15 protein-coding genes are annotated in these 21,378 nt (G+C 70.8%); 4 read left to right on the top strand and 11 right to left on the bottom strand.

What is annotated here, in order from left to right; genetic code table 11:
• The first annotated feature begins 8 nt into the window (after nucleotides 1–8).
• Nucleotides 9–695 carry an MSMEG_1061 family FMN-dependent PPOX-type flavoprotein gene (locus tag BMY61_RS11525; RefSeq protein ID WP_042455673.1) on the top strand — a complete coding sequence of 229 codons (687 nt, stop codon included), beginning with the start codon at nucleotides 9–11 and terminating at the stop codon, nucleotides 693–695.
• Here BMY61_RS11525 and BMY61_RS11520 read toward each other — a convergent pair whose 3' ends face one another.
• Complete coding sequence (locus BMY61_RS11520; protein WP_143094288.1) at nucleotides 696–3,278, bottom strand: bifunctional FO biosynthesis protein CofGH; 2,583 nt, start codon at nucleotides 3,276–3,278, stop codon at nucleotides 696–698.
• Between the two features lie 174 nt (nucleotides 3,279–3,452).
• On the opposite strand from BMY61_RS11520, the gene BMY61_RS11515 reads away from it, so the two are divergent.
• From BMY61_RS11515 to BMY61_RS11505, 3 genes are all read left to right on the top strand, one after another.
• Complete coding sequence (locus tag BMY61_RS11515) at nucleotides 3,453–4,640, top strand: LolA family protein (protein ID WP_042455675.1); 1,188 nt, start codon at nucleotides 3,453–3,455, stop codon at nucleotides 4,638–4,640.
• A 207-nt stretch (nucleotides 4,641–4,847) separates the two neighbouring features.
• Complete coding sequence (locus tag BMY61_RS11510; RefSeq protein WP_236656564.1) at nucleotides 4,848–5,873, top strand: sphingomyelin phosphodiesterase; 1,026 nt, start codon at nucleotides 4,848–4,850, stop codon at nucleotides 5,871–5,873.
• A 197-nt stretch (nucleotides 5,874–6,070) separates the two neighbouring features.
• Nucleotides 6,071–7,381 (top strand): ABC transporter substrate-binding protein, encoded by a 1,311-nt coding sequence (locus BMY61_RS11505; protein ID WP_042455681.1) that lies wholly within the window; start codon nucleotides 6,071–6,073, stop codon nucleotides 7,379–7,381.
• A 24-nt stretch (nucleotides 7,382–7,405) separates the two neighbouring features.
• Here BMY61_RS11505 and BMY61_RS11500 read toward each other — a convergent pair whose 3' ends face one another.
• The 10 genes from BMY61_RS11500 to nuoL all read right to left on the bottom strand — a co-directional run bounded on the left by BMY61_RS11500 (nucleotide 7,406) and on the right by nuoL (nucleotide 21,367).
• Nucleotides 7,406–8,188, bottom strand: a complete 783-nt coding sequence (locus BMY61_RS11500; RefSeq protein WP_042455684.1) for a DeoR/GlpR family DNA-binding transcription regulator — start codon at nucleotides 8,186–8,188, stop codon at nucleotides 7,406–7,408.
• Nucleotides 8,189–8,224: 36 nt separating this feature from the next.
• Entirely contained in the window at nucleotides 8,225–9,172 is a 948-nt protein-coding gene (rarD, locus tag BMY61_RS11495) for an EamA family transporter RarD (RefSeq protein ID WP_052439239.1), read from the bottom strand.
• Between the two features lie 98 nt (nucleotides 9,173–9,270).
• The gene (locus BMY61_RS11490) at nucleotides 9,271–11,325 is read right to left on the bottom strand and encodes an APC family permease (protein WP_063773360.1); all 2,055 of its coding nucleotides are present in this window, start codon (nucleotides 11,323–11,325) and stop codon (nucleotides 9,271–9,273) included.
• A 119-nt stretch (nucleotides 11,326–11,444) separates the two neighbouring features.
• Nucleotides 11,445–12,374, bottom strand: a complete 930-nt coding sequence (locus tag BMY61_RS11485; RefSeq protein ID WP_042455687.1) for a 2-oxoacid:ferredoxin oxidoreductase subunit beta — start codon at nucleotides 12,372–12,374, stop codon at nucleotides 11,445–11,447.
• Complete coding sequence (locus tag BMY61_RS11480; protein ID WP_042455813.1) at nucleotides 12,364–14,277, bottom strand: 2-oxoacid:acceptor oxidoreductase subunit alpha; 1,914 nt, start codon at nucleotides 14,275–14,277, stop codon at nucleotides 12,364–12,366. The genes BMY61_RS11485 and BMY61_RS11480 overlap by 11 nt, the downstream gene beginning before the upstream one ends.
• A 104-nt stretch (nucleotides 14,278–14,381) precedes the next feature.
• Nucleotides 14,382–15,071 carry a response regulator transcription factor gene (locus tag BMY61_RS11475; protein ID WP_042455816.1) on the bottom strand — a complete coding sequence of 230 codons (690 nt, stop codon included), beginning with the start codon at nucleotides 15,069–15,071 and terminating at the stop codon, nucleotides 14,382–14,384.
• Between the two features lie 2 nt (nucleotides 15,072–15,073).
• Entirely contained in the window at nucleotides 15,074–16,084 is a 1,011-nt protein-coding gene (locus tag BMY61_RS11470) for a polyprenyl synthetase family protein (RefSeq protein WP_042455690.1), read from the bottom strand.
• Between the two features lie 161 nt (nucleotides 16,085–16,245).
• Nucleotides 16,246–17,865 (bottom strand): NADH-quinone oxidoreductase subunit NuoN, encoded by a 1,620-nt coding sequence (gene nuoN, locus BMY61_RS11465; protein ID WP_042455694.1) that lies wholly within the window; start codon nucleotides 17,863–17,865, stop codon nucleotides 16,246–16,248.
• Between the two features lie 5 nt (nucleotides 17,866–17,870).
• Nucleotides 17,871–19,463, bottom strand: a complete 1,593-nt coding sequence (locus BMY61_RS11460; RefSeq protein ID WP_042455697.1) for an NADH-quinone oxidoreductase subunit M — start codon at nucleotides 19,461–19,463, stop codon at nucleotides 17,871–17,873.
• The gene (nuoL, locus tag BMY61_RS11455) at nucleotides 19,460–21,367 is read right to left on the bottom strand and encodes an NADH-quinone oxidoreductase subunit L (RefSeq protein ID WP_042455700.1); all 1,908 of its coding nucleotides are present in this window, start codon (nucleotides 21,365–21,367) and stop codon (nucleotides 19,460–19,462) included. Before nuoL ends, BMY61_RS11460 begins: the two co-directional genes overlap by 4 nt.
• Nucleotides 21,368–21,378: the final 11 nt, after the last annotated feature.

Here is a 21,378-nt window from a genome sequence, read left to right as displayed (position 1 = left end):
TCGTCCCCATGACGACGGACACCGACACCGACACCGGCACCGGCACCGGCACCGGCACGCTCTTCGACTCCCTGCGGGCCGACGCCCTCACCACCGTGGACCAGTTGCGCGCCCTCTACCCGGAGCCGAACCCGAACTCGGTCCGCAAGGAGACCGACCGGCTGACCGACCGGACCCGCGCGCTGATCGGCTGCTCCTCCCTCGTCCTGATCGGCAGCGCCGACGCCGAGGGCCGCGCGGACGTGACGCCGCGCGGCGGCCCGGCCGGCTTCGTCTCGGTGCTGGACGACCGCACACTGGCGATCCCCGACGCCACCGGCAACAAGCGGCTCGACACGATGCAGAACGTGCTGGAGAGCGGGCGCGTCGGGCTGCTCTTCCTCATCCCCGGACGCCCGACCACGCTGCGCGTCAACGGCCGCGCCTGCGTCTCGGCCCGGCCGGAGCTGCTCGCGCAGCTCACGCCCGTCGGCAAGCCGCCCGTCAGCGCGCTGGTGGTGCAGATCGAGCAGGTCTACCCGCACTGTCCCAAGTCGCTCATGCGCGCCCACGCCTGGCAGCCGGAGCAGTGGCTGCCCGCCGACGCCCAGCCGTCCAGCGCCGAGGTCACCCTGGCCCAGCTCGACCTGCCCGGCCTGACCCTCGAACAGATCGAGGCCGCCGAGCAGGAGTCGCTGCGGCTGCGCTTCGAGTAGCTACTCCAGCACCGGCAGCAGCTCGGGCAGGTGACCGTCCGAGGCCAGCGCCGCCGCCCGTCGCTCCGCCGGGACCTCCCCGTAGAGCGTGGTGCGCTGCGCGGCCGGACGACCGGCCGCCGCGGCCACGGCCTCCAGGTCGCGGATCGACTTGTAACTGCCGTAGGCGGAGCCCGCCATCCGGGAGATGGTCTCCTCCATCAGCGTGCCACCGAGGTCGTTGGCACCGCTGCGCAGCATCTCCGCGGCGCCCTCGGTGCCGAGCTTGACCCAACTGGTCTGGATGTTGGGGATGCGGCCGTGCAGCAGCAGCCGGGCCATGGCCGTCACCGCCCGGTTGTCGCGCATCGTCGGCCCGGGCCGGGAGATGCCGGCGAGGTACACGGGCGCGTTGGTGTGGACGAACGGCAGCGTCACGAACTCGGTGAAGCCGCCCCGGCCGGCCTCGATCGAGCGGTCCTGGATCTCGGCGAGCAGCCGCAGGTGGCCGAGCCAGTGACGGGGCTGGTCCACGTGCCCGTACATCATCGTGGACGAGGAGCGGACGCCCAGCTCGTGCGCGGCGGTCACCACCTCGACCCAGGTCGCGGCGGGCAGCTTGCCCTTGGTGAGCACCCAGCGCACCTCGTCGTCGAGGATCTCGGCGGCGGTGCCGGGGATGGTGTCGAGACCGGCCTCCTTCGCCTGCGCCAGCCAGTCCTTGATCGACAGGCCGGTCCGCGTCGCGCCGTTGACGACCTCCATCGGCGAGAAGGCGTGCACGTGCATGCCGGGCACGCGCTCCTTCACCGCGCGGGCGATGTCGAAGTAGGCGGTGCCGGGCAGGTCCGGGTGGATGCCGCCCTGCATGCAGACCTCGGTGGCGCCGACCTCCCACGCCTGCTCGGCCCGGTCGGCGACCTGCGTGAGGGAGAGGGTGTAGGCGTCGGCGTCGGTGCGGCGCTGCGCGAAGGCGCAGAAACGGCAGCCGGTGTAGCAGACGTTGGTGAAGTTGATGTTCCGGGTGACGCAGTAGGTGACGGTGTCGCCGACGGTGTCGCGGCGCACCGCGTCGGCGATGCCGCAGAGCGCGTCGAGCGCGGGACCGTCGGCGTGGAACAGCGCCAGCGCCTGGGCGTCGGTGAGCCGGCGCGGGTCGTCGGCGGCGACGGCGAGGGCCTCGCGCACGTCGGCGTCCAGCCGCTCCGGGGTTCCGGTCACCGCCGCGATCTCACGCAGCGCCTCCCAGTCCCCGTACACGTCGTCGAAGTCACCGCGACGGTCCTCGGAGCGCCCTCGTGTGTCGATCTCGGTGTGCAGCTCGGTCCGCCCGGAGGCCGTGAACACCTCCTCCGGCTCCTGCCACGGCAGGCCGACCGGCAGGGCGTCCTCGCGCGCCAGCCCGGTGTCCGGGTCGGCGAGCGCGCGGACGTGCGGCAGCACCCGCGGGTCGAGCCACGGCTCGCCCTGGCGGATGTACTCGGGGTAGACGGTGAGCCGTTCCCTGAGCGTGAAGCCGGACTCGGCCGTCCGCGCGGCCAGGTCGTCGATGTGCGGCCAGGGCGCCTCGGGGTTCACGTGGTCGGGGGTGAGCGGCGAGACGCCGCCCCAGTCGTCGATGCCCGCGCCGATGATCAGCGCGTACTCGGCGGCGACGAGGTTCGGCGGCGCCTGGATGCGGGCGGCCGGGCCGAGGACCAGGCGCGCCACGGCGACGGTCGCGGCGAGCTCCTCCAGCTCCGCGTCGGGCATGGCCCGCATCGCCGTGTCGGGCTTGGCGCGGAAGTTCTGCACGATGACTTCCTGCAGCCCGTGGTACTGCCGGGCCACCCGGCGCAGCGCGAACAGCGAGTCGGCGCGCTCCTCGTGGGTCTCGCCGATGCCGATGAGGATGCCGCTGGTGAAGGGGACGGCGGAGCGTCCGGCGTCCTCCAGCACCCGCAGCCGGACCGCCGGCTCCTTGTCCGGGGAGCCGTGGTGAGGGCCGCCGGGCTCGGACCACAGCCGGGTGGCGGTGGTCTCCAGCATCATCCCCATGGAGGGGGCGACGGGCTTGAGGCGCTGGAAGTCGGTCCAGCCGAGCACGCCCGGGTTGAGGTGCGGCAGCAGGCCGGTCTCCTCCAGCACCCGGATCGACATGGCGCGCACGTAGGCGAGGGTGTCGTCGTAGCCGTGCGCGTCGAGCCACTCGCGGGCCTCGGGCCAGCGGTCCTCGGGGCGGTCGCCGAGGGTGAACAGGGCCTCCTTGCAGCCCAGCGCGGCGCCCTGACGGGCGATCGCCAGCACCTCGTCCGGGGAGAGGTAGAGGCCGTGGCCCTCGCGCCGCAGCTTGCCGGGGACGGTGACGAAGGTGCAGTAGTGGCAGCGGTCCCGGCACAGCCGGGTGAGCGGGATGAACACCTTCTTCGAGTAGGTGATCACGCCGGGCCGACCGGCCTGCGCGAGGCCCGCGTCGCGCAGCCGGGCGGCGACCGCGCACAGTCGGCGCAGGTCCTCACCGCGGGCGCGCAGCAGGACCGCTGCCTCCGCGACGTCCAGGGCGACACCCTGCTCCGCCCGGTGCAGGGCGCGGCGCATGGCGGTGGCGGTCGGCTGATCATTCATGTGATGAACCATACGCGGAGAGTCGCGCCCGCAGAACGCCAACCCTGAGATCGTCTCAGGGTCGCGTAGTCCGACGGGTGGAAGCCCGATTGCGCCCGTGGGCCGATGCCCTAGCAGGGGCGTGAGGCGTTGAATGACACCGTGGGAGAGAGCAGGACAACGGAGGGACGAACAATGTCGACCAACCCCGATCGGACCGCTGCCCGGGCGAGCCGCAAGCGGCTGCTGCTGGTGTCGGCGGCGGTGGCGGCCGTCGCCGGCTCGGTGGCGGCGGGCACGGCGCTCGCGGCGGGGCCCTCGCTGCCCGGGGTGACGCCCCAGAGCCTGCTGGCCCGGGCCCTCGCCGACCACCAGCAGACCTTCACGGGCACCGTGCAGTCCACGGTCGACCTGGGCGTGCCCTCGCAGCTGGTCTCCCAGCTGCCCTCGGCGCTCGCCTCGGCCGACGGCAAGGGCGGCAGCAAGGGTGCCGCCGACCCGCAGGCGCAGCAGGCCCAGCAGCAGTTGATGTCGCTGCTGTCCGGCACGCACAGCTTCGACGTCTCGGTGGACGGCCCGAACCGGCAGTCCTTCAGCTCCTCGGACACCGGCCGCACGGTCCGCTTCGTCCACAACGGCACCGAGGCGTGGACGTACGACAGCCAGACCAACCAGGCGGTCCAGTTCACCGGCATCCAGCCGGACGAGGCGAGGACCCAGCCGAGCGCCCCGGCGATGACCACTCCGGCCGAGGCGGCGCGGATGCTGCAGCAGATCGCGCCGTTCAGCTCGGTCCGGGTCGACGGCGACTCCATGGTCGCCGGGCGCCAGGTCTACGTCCTGGTGGTCTCCCCCAAGGGCAACGGCTCGACGATCGGGGACGTCCGGCTGTCGATCGACGCGAAGACGGACATGCCGCTCGGCCTCCAGGTGGACCCGTCGGACGGCAGCAGCCCGATCGCCGACATCCAGTTCACGAACATCAGCTACGCGGCGCCGGCGGCGAACAGCTTCGACTTCACGCTGCCGCAGGGCGCCAAGCTGACCACCAAGTCGGCCCAGCAGGCCGCGCACGGCGTGCCGGACAAGCCCAGCGTTCCGCGGACGGGCACCGGGCAGGCCGGGCAGCACCCGAACCCGGGCGACGTCCAGGTGCTCGGCTCCGGCTGGACCACCGTGTACAAGCTGAGCCCCGCCGCGGCGGGCAAGGGCGCCAAGGGTGGCAACCCGCTGGGTGCGCTGGGCGCCCTGAAGGAGGTCGGCCACTCGGTGCCCGGCGGCACGCTGTTCACCACCAAGGTGGTGAACGTCCTCGTCACGGACAACGGCACCGTCTACGCAGGCGCGGTCACCCCCGCCTACCTGGAGAGCCTCGCCAAGTAGCGGACCCGCCCGGCCTGCCCCCGACCTGTCCGAACAAGTCAGGCGCAGCGTCAAGAACTAGTGTGGACAAGTGATCGGCCGACCGAGTCTTCGGTCGGCCGATCACATCTGCTCATGCGTCGTTCTTCCAGTCTTACCCCTCGGTAGCTAGCGTGCAGCTCTGTCATGCACTGGCCCGCACCGCTCGCACCCTCCGAGGAGCTCCCCGTGCGCAAGCGCGCTCTGCTCGCCGCCACCGTCGCCGTCGCCTCCGCCGTCCTCACCGGCGTGACCGCGGCCCCCGCCGCTCATGCGGCGACCGGCAACTCCCTCTCCGTCTTCGCCTGGAACGTCGACCTCGGCACCTCCATCGTCGACAGCACCGAGAACGAGAACGCCGCCGGCCGCACCCCGGTCGTCGAGCAGATCATCCAGCAGCACAACGCCGACGTCGTGGTCCTCGACGAGCTGTTCAACCACAGCTCCACCAGCTCCATCGAGAGCGCGTTGGCCGCCCAGTACCCGTACCACACCCCGGTCGTCGGCCAGGTGTGCTCCGGCGGCGGCTGGAACGGCATCAGCGGCGACTGCTCGAACTCGTGGTTCGTCATCAACGGCGGCACCATGATCTTCTCGAAGTACCCGATCAAGGCCCAGTACGCGCACGTCTTCTCCAACTCGACCTCCGGCACCTGGGACTACAACGCCAACAAGGGCGCCGCGCTCGCCGAGATCGACAAGAACGGCGTGAACACCTGGGTCGTCGGCACCCACCTGCAGGCCGACCAGTCCGGCACCTCCACGGACACCACCCAGTCCACCCGCCTCGCCCAGCTCGGCGAGATCCAGGGCTGGGTCAACGGCATCGTCGGCTCCTCCGCCCCGGTCCTCATCGGCGGCGACCTGAACGTCGAGTACTTCCACGGCGCCTCGCGCGGGGACTACGCCAACGCCCAGAACGCCGTCGGCGGCGTGCTCGGCACCCCCGCCACCGACCCGAGCCAGCTGACCACCATGGACTGCCCGGTCTCGGCCTGGTGCCAGTACATGGGTGGCGTCGAGTCCTTCCCGACGAACTACCAGGACAGCCTCGACTACGTCGGCTACCTGAACGCCCCGGGCCGCCCGACCCCGCTCGCGCTGCCCTCCGTCGTCACCGACTTCGACCCGCAGGCCGGTTGGACCGCGGGCCAGCTCGACACCCAGTCCCCGAGCGACCACTACCCGGTCCAGGCCACCTTCCAGCTGCCGTAGCGGCGCCGCACCCACGCATCCCACGACACCCCGCCGCAGTGGTCCACACCACTCGACGGGGTGTCAATTTACCTGCTCCACACCGTCTCACCTGCTGAAAGGCACCTTGACGCACCACTGTTCATACGGATGCCATGGACCATCCATCACGCGCCCAGTGCGGGGGCGCCGCCGGTCCGACCCAGAAAGCGTCACGTATGAGCATCAGCCGCCGCGCCTTCCTCGCCACCGCCGCAACGTTGGGCATCGGCACGGGAACGGCGCTGCTGAGCGGCTGCGCGAGCAGCGGCACCAACGTCACCGGACCTTCCGGCAGTCCGAGCTCCCTGGAGGTCTTCTCCTGGTGGACCGAGGGTGGGGAGAAGGCGGCGCTGAACTCCCTGGTCAGTGAGTTCCACGTGCACAACCCGCACATCGACTTCGTCAACCGCGCGGTGGCCGGCGGCGCCGGCACCAACGCCAAGGCCGAGCTGGCCCGCCGGCTCAAGGCGGGCGACCCGCCGGACACCTTCCAGGGCCAGGCCGGCGCGATGCTGGACGACTACGTCGACGCCGGCCAACTGGAGGACCTCGGCTTCCTCTACCAGCAACAGGGCTGGGACCGGGCACTCAACTCCACGCTGCTGCAGCTGACCCAGCGCGCCGGCAAGCACTGGTCGGTGCCGCTCGACATCCACCACATCAACGTGATCTGGGCCAACAAGCGGGTCTGCGACCACGCCAAGGCCCCCGTCGCCCCCGACAACGTGCCCGACTTCGTCACCGCCCTGCACCGGGTCGCGGCGACCGGCAAGAACCCGCTCGCCATCTCCGCGACGGCCGCCGAGATCTGGCAGGTCAAGCACCTGATGGAATGCCTGCTGGTGGCCGAGGTCGGCCCGGCCGGCTGGCCCGCGCTGTGGAAGGCCGGTGGCGACTGGGGCACCCAGCAGGTCAGCACCGCGCTGGCCGCGCTGCGCCAGATCCTCGCCCTGGCGGTGAACCCGACCGCCGAGGTCTCCTGGGACAAGGCCAGCGCGATGGTCGGCAGCGGCGAGGCCGCCTACCAGATCATGGGCGACTGGACCGAGGCCAGCTTCACCCTGGCAGGCCTGCTCCCCCACCGCGACTACGACTGGGCCCCGGCCCCGGGCACCGACGGCACCTTCGTCTTCGCCTCCGACTGCTTCACCCTCCCCAAGGGGGCCAAGGACCGCGACGCGGCGATCGCCTGGCTCGTCGAGTGCGGCAGCCAGGCAGGCCAGGACTCCTTCACCGCCGTCAAGGGGGCGATCCCGCCGCGCTCGGTCATCGGCTCGACGGAGCGGGGGCTGTTCGACGAGTACTCGAACTGGTCCATGCAGCAGTGGACCGGCACCCAGATCGTGGGCTCGCTGACCCACGGCGTGGTGGCCCGGGCGGCCTGGAACAGCGCGATCGACAGCGCGCTGCTCTCCTTCGCCGCCAACCGCGACCCGGTCCGCCTCCAGACGGCCCTCCAGGCCGCCGCCAAGCAGTACGCGGCCTAGGGTCTGTCCGGCGGGCACCGGCTCTCAGCGGTCCGCGACCAGCACCCGGCCGACGAGCGACCGCGCCTGCTCGCGGGCGTCCGCGGGCAGCGCCGCGTCCGTCACCAGGATGTCCACCGCCGTCAGCGGCGCGTACGAGGACAGGCTCACCACGCCCCACTTGCTGTGGTCCGCCAGGACCACGACCCGGCCCGCGCAGGCGATCAGCGCGCGGTTGGTCTCCGCCTCGGCGAGGTTGGGCGTGGTGAGGCCGGCCTCCGGGTCGACGCCGTGGCAACCGAGGAAGAGCTGGTCGACGTGGAGGTCGTGCAGCGCCAGCGCCGCCATCGGGCCGACCAGCGCGTCGCTGGGCGTGCGCACGCCGCCGGTCAGGACGACGGTGGGGCCCGGTCGGCCGGGTCGCCGGGCCTCGGCGAAGACCTCCGAGACGCGCACGGAGTTGGTGACGACGGTGAGCCGCTCCACCCGTAGCAGGTGGCGGGCGAAGGCCCGGGTCGTGGTGCCCGCCGAGAGGGCGATCGCGGTGCCGGGACGCACCAGCCGCGCGGCGACCTGCGCGATCTCGTCCTTGGCGACCGGCTCCCACTCGGTCTTGGCGTCGAAGCCGGGCTCGACCCCGCCCGTCCCGTCGGCGTGCAGCGCGCCGCCGTGCACCTTCAGGGCCAGGCCCTGTCGGGCCAGCTCGGCGAGGTCGCGGCGGATCGTCATGTCGGAGACGCCGAAGCGTGCCGACAGCTCCCCCACCCGGACCCCACCGTTCCGGCGGATCTCGGCGAGGATCACGGACTGGCGCCGCTTCGCCAGCATGTCGCTCCTCACAGAGTCGGACGCCCCTGAACGCAATCAAACAGGATCGCGCATATCACATCCCCCGGCCGTACTGGTGTCAAGAGGTCGCGCCCGCCGGGTCGACGGATCGTCAGTTCGCCGCCGTGCCGCCCGCACGCCGTCCACCGTCAGGACCAGCAGCGCCACCCAGACCAGGCCGAAGCCCACCCAGCGCTCCGGCGGCATGTGCTCGTGGAAGACGGCGATGCCGAGCAGGAACTGGAAGACCGGCGCCAGGTACTGCAGCAGACCCATCGTGGTCAGCGGCACCCGCACCGCGGCAGCGCCGAAGGCGACCAGCGGGACGGCCGTCACCAGCCCGCACAGGGCCAGCAGCGTCGCGTGGCCGGGGCCGTGGCCGAGGAACGTGGACCGGCCGCTCGCCTGGAGCCAGCCCAGGTAGCCCACGGCCGGCAGGAAGAGGAACGCGGTCTCCACCGCGAAGCCCTCCAGGCCGCCGAGGGCGACCGTCTTCTTCAGCAGCCCGTACGTGGCGAAGGAGAACGCCAGCGTCAGCGCGATCCAGGGCAGCCGCCCGTAGCCGAGCGTCAGCACGGCCACCGAGACGGCGCCGGTCACGACCGCGGCCCACTGCGCGGGCCGCAGGCGCTCCCGCAGGATCAGCACGCCGAAGGTGATGGTGACGAGCGGGTTGATGAAGTAGCCGAGCGAGGTCTCGACCACGTGGCCGCTGTTGACTCCCCAGATGTACATGCCCCAGTTGACGCTGACCACCGTCGCGGCGAGCCCAATCAGCGCCAGGCGCTTCGGCTGCCGCAGCAGCGGGCGGATCCAGGCGAGCGCCTCGGGGTTGCGCATCCGTTGGACGGCCAGCAGCACCAGCGCCGCCACGGCCGACCAGGCCATCCGGTTCGCCAGGATCTCCCAGGCGCCGGCCGGCTTCAGCAGCGGCCAGTACAGCGGGAAGAATCCCCACATCGCGTAGGCGGCGAAGCCCAGCATCAAACCCTTGCGTTGCTCATGACCTCTCACCCCGAGACGGTAAACGAGAGCGCCCCCGCCCCGGAAGCCCGGGTGGGGGCGCTCGTGATCCGCGCGGCTCAGTGCACCTCGTCCGCGTGGTCGGAACCCTCGATGGTGTGGTCCAGGTGGTTCAGCTTCTCCACCTTCACCCCGGACGCGGTGGCGTCCTCCAGCTCGTCGTGGGCGCTCACCACGTCGAACGGGACGATGGTGGTGACCACGTTCGGCAGCTTGCCGACGGCGCGCGCGATCTGGTCGGGCGTGCGGCGGTGCAGCAGCCGGCCGAGGATCGGCGAGTAGTTGCGCTCCGGGATCAGCAGCGTGATCTGGCTCTTCTCCCGCTTCGCGGTGCGGGCGATCAGCTCGACCAGCGCACGGTTGATCCGGCGGTCGGGGCACTCGACGATCTCCAGCGACAGGTCGCCGACCTCGACGTTGCTCCACTGCAGGCGCAGGCGCTCGGCCTCGCGGTCGTCCGTCATGAAGTGCACGGCGCGGATCTCGGCGGGGCGCATCGAGCGGGCGTAGCGGATGGCCTTCAGCACGGCCAGGTCGACCCGGTCGACCAGGATGTACATCACCTGGCGGCGCGGGACGGGATTGGTCGCGTCGACCGGGGCCATGGCCAGGGCCTCGGCCTCCTCGCGGTAGCGCTTGTTGACCTTGATCAGCGACCAGACGCCGATCGGGAAGATCACCACGACCAGCCAGGCGCCCTCGGTGAACTTGGTGACCGCGAAGATCCCGACCACCAGCAGCGAGGCGACGGCGGCCGCGCCGTTGATGGCGACCTTGAGCTGCCACTTGCCCTGGCGGGTGTCCAGGTGGTGCTTGACCATGCCCGCGCCGGCCATGGTGAAGCCGGTGAAGACGCCGATGGCATAGAGGCTGACCAGGCGGGTCAGGTCGCCGTCGGTGCCGATCAGCAGCAGCAGCGAGACGACCGTGAGGACGATGATGCCGCTGGAGAAGGCGAGCCGGTGCCCGCGACGGGTCAGCTGACGCGGCAGGAAGGAGTCCTCCGCGACGAAGCTGGCCAGGAACGGGAAGCCGTTGAAGGAGGTGTTGGCACCGGTGTAAAGGACCAGCGCGGTGGCCAGCTGCACGAAGACCAGCGCCGTGTAGCCGATCCAGCTGTTGCCGAAGGCCCAGCTGGCCTCCTGCGAGACGACGGTCGGGGTGCCGCTGGTGAACGGCATCGCGTGGGTGATGTGCGCCAGCAGCGAGACACCGAGGACGCCGGTGCCGAGGACGGCGGACATGACGACCATCGTCTTGCGGGCGTTCCTGCCCTGCGGGTTGCGGAAGACGCTGACGCCGTTGGAGATGGCCTCCAGGCCGGTCAGCGAGGAGCCGCCGTTGGCGAAGGCCCGCAGCATGACCAGCAGGCTCGCGCCGTAGAAGAAGCCGGAGCCGTGACCGAGCGCGTACATCCCGGCCTGGTCGGTGGCCAGCTGGGTGTGGTCGCCGGTGAGGAAGCGGATGAAGCCGACCACCACGAGCAGGCCCATACCGGCCATGAACAGGTAGGCGGGGAGGGCGAAGGCCCGGCCGGCCTCACGGATGCCGCGCAGGTTGCCGTAGCAGAGCAGCAGCACGACGGCGACGGTCAGCCAGAGCTTGTGGTCGCCGACGAAGGTTATGACGGAATTGTTCCCCCACAGGAACTGCCCGAGGGAGACGATCGCGTCGGTGCCGGCGGCCGCCTGGACGGCCACGGTGACGATGTAGTCGATCAGCAGCGCGACGGCCGCGATCTGGGCCACCCGCGGCCCGAAGTTCTCCCGCGCGACGACGTAGGAGCCGCCGGCGCGCGTGTAGACGGAGACGACCTCCCGGTAGGAGAAGGTCAGCAGGATCAGCAGGCCCAGGATGACGAAGGTCAGCGGGATCAGCGCCGTGAAGGCGGCGATGCCGATCGCGGGGATCAGCACGACCAGCATCTGCTCGGAGCCGTAGGCCATGGACGAGATGCAGTCCGAGGCCAGCACGCCGAGGGCGACTGAGTTGGAGAGCTTCTCGTGACCGAGCTGCTCGGTGACGAGGGGCTTCCCGAGCAAACGTTTCTTCACGCGGTAGCCGAGACTCTCCGGGAGCTCGACCTCGCCGGAGGGGCTGATGGTGCCGGCCATGATGGATTTCCGATCCGGGCGGGAGTGGACACCACATTCGTACTCCCGCCCGATCGGACAAATCGGACTTCTGTTAAGGCCGGCAGGGATCTTAGCGGCTCCCTAACGCCGCCGTGACCCTACCGAACCATCCACGTATCGGAACCGCTAAGGAGCGTTGACAGGTCCCCCGCGCCACGCTCGGTGACGGCCTGGTCCAGCTGCGCGTTCAGCTGGCTGTCGTAGGTGGGCCGCGCCACGGCGCGCAGCACGCCGATCGGCGTCGGCTCCGACATCCGCGAGAGGGCGAAGGCCCGCGTCGGGTCCGGGTCGGTGACGTCGTGGAGGTGTTCCACGCCGTCCACGGTGTACGGCTGCCCGTGCTCCAGCCGCAGCAGGGCCGCGTCCCGCGTCTCCGGGTCCTTGAGGACCTCGAACGCCCCGTCGTTGAAGATGTTGCAGTTCTGGTAGATCTCCACCAGCGCCGTGCCCTGGTGCTCGGCCGCCGCGCGCAGCACCGAGGTGAGGTGCTTGCGATCGGAGTCGATGGTGCGGGCCACGAACGACGCCTCCGCGCCCAGCGCGAGGGAGAGCGGCCGGAACGGCTCGTCCAGCGACCCCATCGGGGTGGACTTGGTGATCTTCCCGGGCTCGCTGGTGGGCGAGTACTGGCCCTTGGTGAGCCCGTAGATCCGGTTGTTGAAGAGCAGGATCTTCAGGTTCACGTTGCGGCGCAGCGCGTGGATCAGGTGGTTGCCGCCGATGGACAACGCGTCGCCGTCGCCGGTGATCACCCACACCGACAGGTCCGGGCGCGAGGACGCCAGGCCCGTGGCGATGGCCGGGGCGCGGCCGTGGATCGAGTGCATCCCGTACGTGTTCAGGTAGTACGGGAAGCGGGAGGAGCAGCCGATGCCGGAGACGAAGACGATGTTCTCCCGGGCGATGCCGAGCTCCGGCAGGAAGCCCTGGACCGCGGCGAGGATCGCGTAGTCACCGCACCCCGGGCACCAGCGCACCTCCTGGTCGGACTTGAAGTCCTTGGCCGTCAAGGTGAGTTCAGTTGCCACCGAGCGCCTCCGAGATGACGGCGGCCAGCTGCTGCGCCTTGAACGGCATGCCGCTGACCTGGGTGAACGAGCGGGCGTCGACCAGGTAGCGGGCCCGCAGCAGCATCGCGAGCTGCCCGAGGTTCATCTCCGGTACCAGCACCCGGTCGTAGCGCCCCAGCAGGTCGCCGAGGTTGGCCGGGAACGGGTTGAGGTAGCGCAGATGGGCCTGGGCCACCTTGCCGCCCGCCGCGCGGGCGCGCCGCACGCCGGCCGCGATCGGCCCGAATGTCGAGCCCCAGCCCAGCACCAGCAGCTTCGCGTCACCGCTCGGGTCGTCGACGACCAGGTCGGGGACGGTGATGCCGTCGATCTTGGCCTGGCGGGTGCGGACCATGTGGTCGTGGTTGGCAGGGTCGTAGGAGATGTTCCCCGTCCCGTCCTGCTTCTCGATGCCGCCGATCCGGTGCTCGAGCCCGGGCGTCCCCGGCACCGCCCACGGGCGCGCCAAGGTCTCCGGGTCGCGCAGGTAGGGCCAGAAGCCGTCGGACCCGTCCGGCGCGTTCGGCTCCGTCGCGAACTCCACCCGCAGGTCCGGCAGCTCCGAGACCTCGGGCACCCGCCACGGCTCGGAGCCGTTCGCCAGGTAGCCGTCGGAGAGCAGGAAGACGGGTGTGCGGTAGGCCAGCGCGATCCGCGCCGCCTCCAGGGCCATGCCGAAGCACTCCCCCGGTGAGGCCGGCGCGACGATCGGCACCGGCGCCTCGCCGTTGCGGCCGAACATCGCCTGCAGCAGGTCCGCCTGCTCGGTCTTGGTCGGCAGGCCCGTCGACGGGCCGCCGCGCTGGATGTCCACCACCAGCAGCGGCAGCTCCAAGGAGACCGCCAGCCCGATCGTCTCGGACTTCAGCGCCACGCCGGGACCGGACGTCGTCGTCACGCCCAGGGCGCCGCCGAACGCCGCACCGAGCGCCGCGCCGATCCCGGCGATCTCGTCCTCCGCCTGGAAGGTCCGCACGCCGAAGTTCTTGTGCTTGCTCAGCTCGTGCAGGATGTCGGAGGCCGGGGTGATCGGGTACGAGCCCAGGAACAGCGACAGGCCCGACTGCCTCGATGCCGCGATCAGCCCGTAGGCCAGCGCCAGGTTTCCGGAGATGTTGCGGTACCGGCCGGGCGCGAAGGCCTTCGCCGCCGGGGCCACCTCGTAGGAGACCGCGAACGACTCGGTGGTCTCCCCGTAGTTCCAGCCCGCACGGAACGCCAGCACGTTGGCCTCGGCGATCTCCGGCTTCCTGGCGAACTTCGACCGCAGGAAGCCCTCCGTCCCCTCGGTGGGACGGTGGTACATCCAGCTGAGCAGGCCCAGCGCGAACATGTTCTTCGCCCGCTCGGCGTCCTTGCGCGCGAGCGAGGTCGTCTTCAGCGCCTCCACCGTCAGCGTGGTCAGCGCCACCGGGTGCACCCGGAACTCCGCCAGGGTCCCGTCGTCGAGCGGGTCCGCCGACCAGCCCACCTTGGCGAGCGCCCGCTTGGTGAACTCGTCCGTGTTCACGATGATCTCCGCGCCGCGCGGCAGATCGCCCAGGTTGGCCTTGAGTGCGGCGGGGTTCATCGCCACCAGCACGTCCGGCGCGTCGCCCGGGGTGAGGATGTCGTGGTCGGCGAAGTGCAGCTGGAACGACGAGACGCCGGGCAGCGTGCCTGCGGGCGCCCGGATCTCGGCCGGGAAGTTCGGCAGCGTCGACAGGTCGTTGCCGAACCCGGCGGTCTCGGACGTGAACCGGTCGCCGGTCAGCTGCATGCCGTCACCCGAGTCGCCGGCGAACCGGATCACGACACGGTCCAGCCGCCGCACCTGCTTCCCCCCGCCGGGCGGATGGGACTCGTCGAACGTGGAACCCGTCTCCTCGACCCTGCTGGTCACGACGTGGGCCTCCCTCGTCACCGATGGTGTGCTCCGCGATAAAGATCCTATGCCCGCGAAGGTCCGTGGCGGGGGATCCCACGAACAGGATATCTGACGGTCCGTCAGGAGTTCAGATAGGCCACCACGGCCAGCACCCGGCGGTGGTCCTCGGGGCTCTGGGCCAGGCCCAGCTTGGCGAAGATGTTGCTGACGTGCTTCTCCACGGCCCCGTCGGAGACCACCAGCAGCCGCGCCACGGCCGCGTTGCTGCGACCCTCCGCCATCAGGCCCAGGACCTCCCGCTCGCGCGGCGTGAGGTCCGCCAGCACGTCCCGCTTGCGGCTGCGGCCCAGCAGCTGGGCCACCACCTCCGGGTCCAGCGCCGTGCCGCCGCCCGCCACGCGGGTCACCGCGTCCACGAACTCGCGCACCTCGGCGACCCGGTCCTTGAGCAGGTAGCCGACCCCGCGGGTGCTGCCGGCCAGCAGCTCGGAGGCGTAGCGCTCCTCCACGTACTGCGAGAGCACCAGCGTGCCCACCCCCGGGTGGCGCTCCCGCAGGGCGATACAGGCCCGCACGCCCTCGTCGGTGTGGGTCGGCGGCATCCGCACGTCCGCCACGACCACGTCCGGCGCACCCTCGGGGGACGCGGCCAGCTCGTCGACGAGCGCCACCAGGGCCTCGCCGTCCTCGACCGTGCCGACGACCGTCAGGCCGCGGTCGGTGAGCAGGCGGGTCAGGCCCTCCCGGAGCAGGACCGAATCCTCGGCGATCACGACACGCAGCGGTGCATCTGGCAGCTCAGCAGGCATGATCACATGGTACGGAGAGCCACCGCGTCGCACAGGCCTTCCAGCGCGGTCTTCGCCGAGCAGTCCGGCAGCGGGCGCAGCAGTGCGCGGGCCTCCTCGGACCAGCGCAGCGTCTCCTCCCGGGCCTGGGCCAGCGCCGGGTGGGCGCGCAGCAGGCGCAACGCCTCGGCGTGCAGCTCGTCGTCCTCGATCGGGCCCGCGGTCAGCTCGCGCAGCCGCAGGTCGCCCGGGACGGACGGGTCCGGCTCGGAGGCGCGCAGCAGCAGCACCGGCAGCGTGGGGACGCCCTCGCGCAGGTCCGTGCCGGGCGTCTTGCCGGACTCGTGGCTGTCGCTGGCGATGTCCAGCACGTCGTCGGCCAGCTGGAAGGCGATGCCGATCCGCTCGCCGTACTGGGTCAGTATGTCGCAGACGTACTCGTCGGCCCCGGCGAGCAGCGCGCCCAGGTGGCAGGAGACGGCGATCAGCGAGCCGGTCTTGCCGGAGAGCACGTCCAGGTAGTGCCGGACCGGGTCGTCCTCGGCGCCGGGGCCGGCCGTCTCCAGGATCTGGCCGGTGACCAGCCGCTCGAACGCCTGGGACTGCAGCCGCACCGCTTCCGGGCCGAGGTCGGCCAGGATCTGCGAGGCGCGCGAGAAGAGGAAGTCGCCGGTGAGGATGGCGACGGAGTTGTCCCAGCGGGCGTTGGCACTGACCGCGCCGCGCCGCATGGACGCCTCGTCCATCACGTCGTCGTGGTACAGCGTCGCCAGGTGGGTGAGCTCGACGACGACGGAGGCCGGGACCACGCCCGGCGCGTTCGCGTCGCCGAACTGGGCGGCGAGGATGGCGAGCAGGGGACGGAACCGCTTGCCGCCCGCCTGGAGCAGATGCTGTGCGCCGACTGTGATGAAGGGCACGTCGCTCTTGGTCGCCTCGACCAGGGCCTGCTCGACGGCGGAGAGCCCGAGACGGACGTCCGACTCGAGTGCCTGATCCTGCACGCTCAGCCCGAAGGCGCCCACAGCGGTCACCGGGAACACTCCTTGCGCTGGTCGGGTGGGTGGTCGGAAACAGCCAACAAGGGCAGCGTATCCGGTCAGCTGTGGATCACGGAGCGCGCCCGGCCCACTGGAACAGCGGACCGGGCGCGCACACGGGTTGTTCCCCTCCTCGGAAACGGTTCAGCAGCCGTTCATCGGACGAACAGCGACGCCTGGTTCGCGAGGTGGAGGAAGTACTCCGGCGCCACGCCCAGGGCGACGGTGACGACCGCGCCGAGGGCGATCGCCGTACCGGTCAGGGCGCTGGGCACGGCCACGGTCGGGCCGTCGGCACGCGGGTCGGAGAAGAACATCAGGACGATGACCCGGATGTAGAAGAAGGCCGCCACCGCCGAGGAGAGCACACCGACGATGACCAGCGCCGTCGCCCCGCTCCCGGCCGCCGCCTGGAACACCGCGAACTTCCCCGTGAAGCCGGAGGTCAGCGGGATGCCCGCGAAGGCCAGGAGGAAGAGCGCGAAGACCGCCGCCAGCAGCGGCGAGCGCCGCCCGAGCCCGGCCCAGCGCGACAGGTGCGTCGCCTCCCCGTCCGCGTCGCGCACCAGCGTGACCACCGCGAAGGCGCCGAGCGTCACGAAGGAGTAGGCGGCCAGGTAGAAGAGCACCGCCCCGAGCCCGGCCCGGTCCAGCGCGATCACGCCGGTCAGGATGAAGCCCGCGTGCGCCACCGACGAGTAGGCCAGCAGGCGCTTCACGTCCGTCTGCGTCACCGCGATGATCGCACCGGCGACCATGGTCAGGATCGCCACGCCCCACAGCACCGGCCGCCAGTCCCAGGCGATGCCGGGGAAGGCGACGTAGAGCAGTCGCAGCAGCGCCCCGAAGGCCGCCACCTTGGTGGCCGCCGCCATGAAGCCGGTGACCGGGGTCGGCGCGCCCTGGTAGACGTCCGGCGTCCACATGTGGAACGGCACCGCGCCGACCTTGAAGAGCAGACCGACGCCGAGCATCGCCAGGCCGATCAGCAGCAGCGCGTCGTTGCCGGTGGTGTTCGCCAGCGCCGGGGTGACCGTCGCCTGGCCCTCGACCACACGCGCGATCTGCCCGAGCTGCACCGAGCCCGCGTAGCCGTAGACCAGGGCCAGCCCGAACAGGAAGAACGCCGAGGAGAACGCGCCGAGCAGGAAGTACTTGACCGCCGCCTCCTGCGACAGCAGCCGACGACGGCGTGCCAGCGCGCAGAGCAGGTAGAGCGGGAGGGAGAAGACCTCCAGCGCCACGAACATCGTCAGCAGGTCCGAGGCGGCCGGGAAGAGCAGCATGCCGCCCACCGCGAACATGGTCAGCGGGTAGACCTCGGTCGTGGCGTGCCCGGAGGTCGCCGCCCGCTTCTCCGCGTCGCTGCCGGGCACCGCCGCGCCCTCGGGCGCGAAGGAGTCCACCGGCGCGCCCGTCGACGAGCGCGGCTCCAGCCGCCGCTCGGCGAACTGCAGCACCGCGACGACGGCCACCAGCGTGATCACACCCTGCAGGAAGAGCGAGGGCCCGTCGACGGCCACCGCGCCCATCGCGGCCAGGTCCGCCTTGGAGCCGGCGTAGCCGTCCAGGGCGAGGTAGAGGATGAGCCCGAAGGAGGCCGCCAGGCCCGCCAGCGCGATACCGATCTGCGTCGCGTAGCGGTGCCGGCGCGGCACGAAGGCCTCGGCGAGGATGCCGACCAGCGCGGCGCCGAAGACCGCCAGCATCGGGGAGAGCTGGAGGTACTCGATGTGCGGCGCGGGGATCGGCGGGATCGCCGCAGCCAGCGTCATGCCTGTCACTGGCCACCTCCGATGGCGTTGACGACGTGCGGGGCCGGATCGGTGCGCCCGACCTGGGAGAGCGTCTGGTTGACCGACGGGTTGACGATGTCGGCGATCGGCTTCGGGTAGATGCCCAGCACCAGCAGCATCGCGATCAGCGGGGCGACGACGACGAGCTCACGGGCCTTCAGGTCCTTCACGCCCTCGTTGCCGGCCTTGACCGGGCCGGTCATGGTGCGCTGGTAGAGCACCAGCACGTACAGGGCGGCCAGCACGATGCCCGCCGTGGCGACGATGCCGAGCGCCGGGTAGCGCTCGAAGGTGCCGACCAGGACCAGGAACTCGCTGACGAAGGGGCCGAGGCCCGGCAGCGACAGGATCGCCAACCCGCCGACCAGGAACGTCCCGGCCAGCACCGGGGCGACCTTCTGCACGCCGCCGTAGTCGGCGATGAGACGGCTGCCGCGACGCGACATCAGGAAGCCCGCCACCAGCAGCCAGGCGGCCGTGGAGACGCCGTGGTTCACCATGTACAGCGCCGCGCCGGACTGCCCCTGGCTGGTCAGCGCGAAGATGCCGAGGATGATGAAGCCGAAGTGCGAGATCGACGCGTAGGCGACCAGGCGCTTGATGTCCTTCTGGCCCACCGCCAGCAGCGCCCCGTAGAGGATGCTGATGACGGACAGCACCAGGATCGCCGGGGCGAAGGTCTTGCTGGCCTCCGGGAACAGGTTCAGGCAGAAGCGCAGCATCGCGTAGGTGCCGACCTTGTCGACGACCGCCGTGATCAGCACCGCGACGCCCGCCGTGGCCTCGCCCATGGCGTTGGGCAGCCAGGTGTGCAGGGGCCACAGCGGCGCCTTGACCGCGAAGGCGAACATGAAGCCGAGGAAGAGCGCGTTCTCCACGACCGGCGGGAAGTGCAGCGAGCCGTTCTGCAGCGCGGTGGTGATGGAGACCAGGTCGAAGGTGTGGGCGCGGGTGTAGAGCCCGATCACCGCCGCCAGCATGACCAGACCGCCGAGCAGGTTGTAGAGCAGGAACTTGACGGCCGCGTAGCTGCGCTGCTTGGCGTCCTCGCCCTTGGTCCGGTCCCCGAAGCCGCCGATGAGGAAGTACATCGGGATCAGCATGGCTTCGAAGAAGACGTAGAACAGGAAGACGTCGGTGGCCTCGAAGGAGATCACCACCATCGCCTCGACCGCCAGGATCAGGGCGAAGAAGCCCTGGGTGCGGCGGTTGCGCTCGAAGGTGCCGCGGTCGTCGACCACGGGGTCGGCGTCGTGCCAGGAGGCCAGCATGACGAACGGCACCAGCACCGCCGTCAGCAGCACCAGCACCACGGCGATGCCGTCGACGCCGAGGCTGTAGCCGATCCCGAACTGGGAGATCCAGCTGTGGTACTCGGTCAGCTGGAACCGGGGCCCGCCCGGGGTGAACCGGGCGGTGGCGACGCAGGCCAGCACGAGCGTGGCCAGCGAGAACGCCAGCGGGACGACCTTGTTGCGGTCGCGACTGCGGGTGTCGGTGGCGGCCGGCAGCGCGGCGGTGAGGATCGCACCGACGGCCGGGAGGGCCGCGGTGACGGTCAGAAGAGGAAAGCTCATGCGACGGCCCTCATCAGCAGCGTGGTAACGGCCAGCACCAGGGCGCCGCCGAACATCGACAGGGCGTAGGAGCGGACATAACCGTTCTGGATCTTGCGGACCCGGCCGGAGGTACCGCCGACGAGTGCGGCGATGCCGTTGACCAGGCCGTCCAGGCCCTTGCCCTCCAGGTAGACCAGGAAGCGGGTCAGGTGCGAGCCGCCGCTGACCAGGACCACGTGGTTGAAGTCGTCCTGGAGCAGGTCGCGGCGGGCGGCCCGGGTGAGCAGCGAGCCGAGCGGCGGCGTGGCCGGCACGGGCCTGCGCCCGTACATCATCCAGGCGACGGCCACACCCAGGACCAGCACGACGCCGGTGAGGATCTGGATCACGGTCGGGTTCAGCGGCGGGTTGCCCTCGGCCACGCCGGTGACCGGGCTCAGCCACCGGACGAAGGAGTCGTTCCAGTTGAACAGGAAGCCGCCCGCGACCGAGCCGACGGCCAGCAGCACCATCGGAATCACCATGATCTTCGGCGACTCGTGCGGGTGCGGCTGGTGTCCGTCGGCGTCGTCGGCCCAGCGCTTCTCGCCGAAGAAGGTCATCAGCATGACGCGGGTCATGTAGAACGCCGTCACGGCCGCACCGATCACGGCGCAGGTGCCGAGGATCCAGCCCTCGGTGCCGCCGTGGCCGAACGCGGCCTCGATGATCTTGTCCTTGGTGTAGAAGCCCGAGAAGGGCGGGACGCCGATGATGGCCAGGTACCCGAGCCCGAAGGTCACCGTGGTCCACTTCATGTACTTCGCCAGGCCGCCGTACTTGCGCATGTCGACCTCGTCGTTCATGCCGTGCATGACCGATCCGGCGCCGAGGAAGAGCCCGGCCTTGAAGAAGCCGTGGGTGACCAGGTGCATGATCGCGAACACGTAGCCGATCGGGCCGAGGCCCGCCGCCAGCACCATGTAGCCGATCTGCGACATGGTCGAGCCGGCCAGCGCCTTCTTGATGTCGTCCTTGGCGCAACCGACGATCGCACCGAAGAGCAGCGTCACCGCGCCCACCACGACCGTCGCCAGCTGGGCCGTGGGCGCCTGGTTGAAGATGGCGGAGGAGCGGGTGATCAGGTAGACGCCGGCGGTCACCATCGTCGCCGCGTGGATCAGGGCCGAGACCGGGGTCGGGCCCTCCATCGCGTCGCCGAGCCAGGACTGCAGCGGCACCTGGGCCGACTTGCCGCAGGCCGCCAGCAGCAGCATCAGGCCGATGCCCGTCAGCGTCGCCTGGGTCGCCTGGGTCGCCTTGGACGCGTCCGCGAAGACGGGCGTGAAGGCGAAGGTCCCGAAGGTGGTGAACATCAGCATGACCGCGATGGACAGGCCGACGTCGCCGACGCGGTTGACCAGGAAGGCCTTCTTGGCCGCCGTGGCCGCGCTGGGCTTGTGCTGCCAGAAGCCGATCAACAGGTAGGACGCGAGGCCCACTCCCTCCCAACCGACGTACAGCAGCAGGTAGTTGTCGGCCAGGACCAACAGCAGCATGGCCGCGAGGAAGAGGTTCAGGTAGCCGAAGAACCGGCGCCGCTTCTCGTCGTGCGCCATGTACCCGATCGAGTACAGGTGGATCAGCGAGCCGACGCCCGTGATCAGCAGCACGAACGTCATCGACAGCTGGTCCAGCTGGAACCCGACCTCGGCCTGGAAGCCGTTGACCGGGATCCAGGTGAACAGATGGTCGTGGATGGGCCGTTGGTCGACCGAGCGGCCCAACATGGAGAAGAACAGCGCGAGCCCGACGCCGAAGGAGGCGAAGGCGAGGAACGTGCCGAGCAGGTGCCCGACCCGGTCCAGGCGGCGCCCGCCGCAGAGCAGCAGGGCCGCCCCCAGCAGCGGAACCGCAACCAGTACGGGGATCAGATTGTCCACTTCTCGTCAGC

Source organism: Streptacidiphilus jiangxiensis (assembly GCF_900109465.1).
In the GTDB taxonomy this organism is placed as follows: Bacteria; Actinomycetota; Actinomycetes; order Streptomycetales; family Streptomycetaceae; genus Streptacidiphilus; species Streptacidiphilus jiangxiensis.
This window is presented reverse-complemented; position numbering and strand designations above follow the sequence as displayed.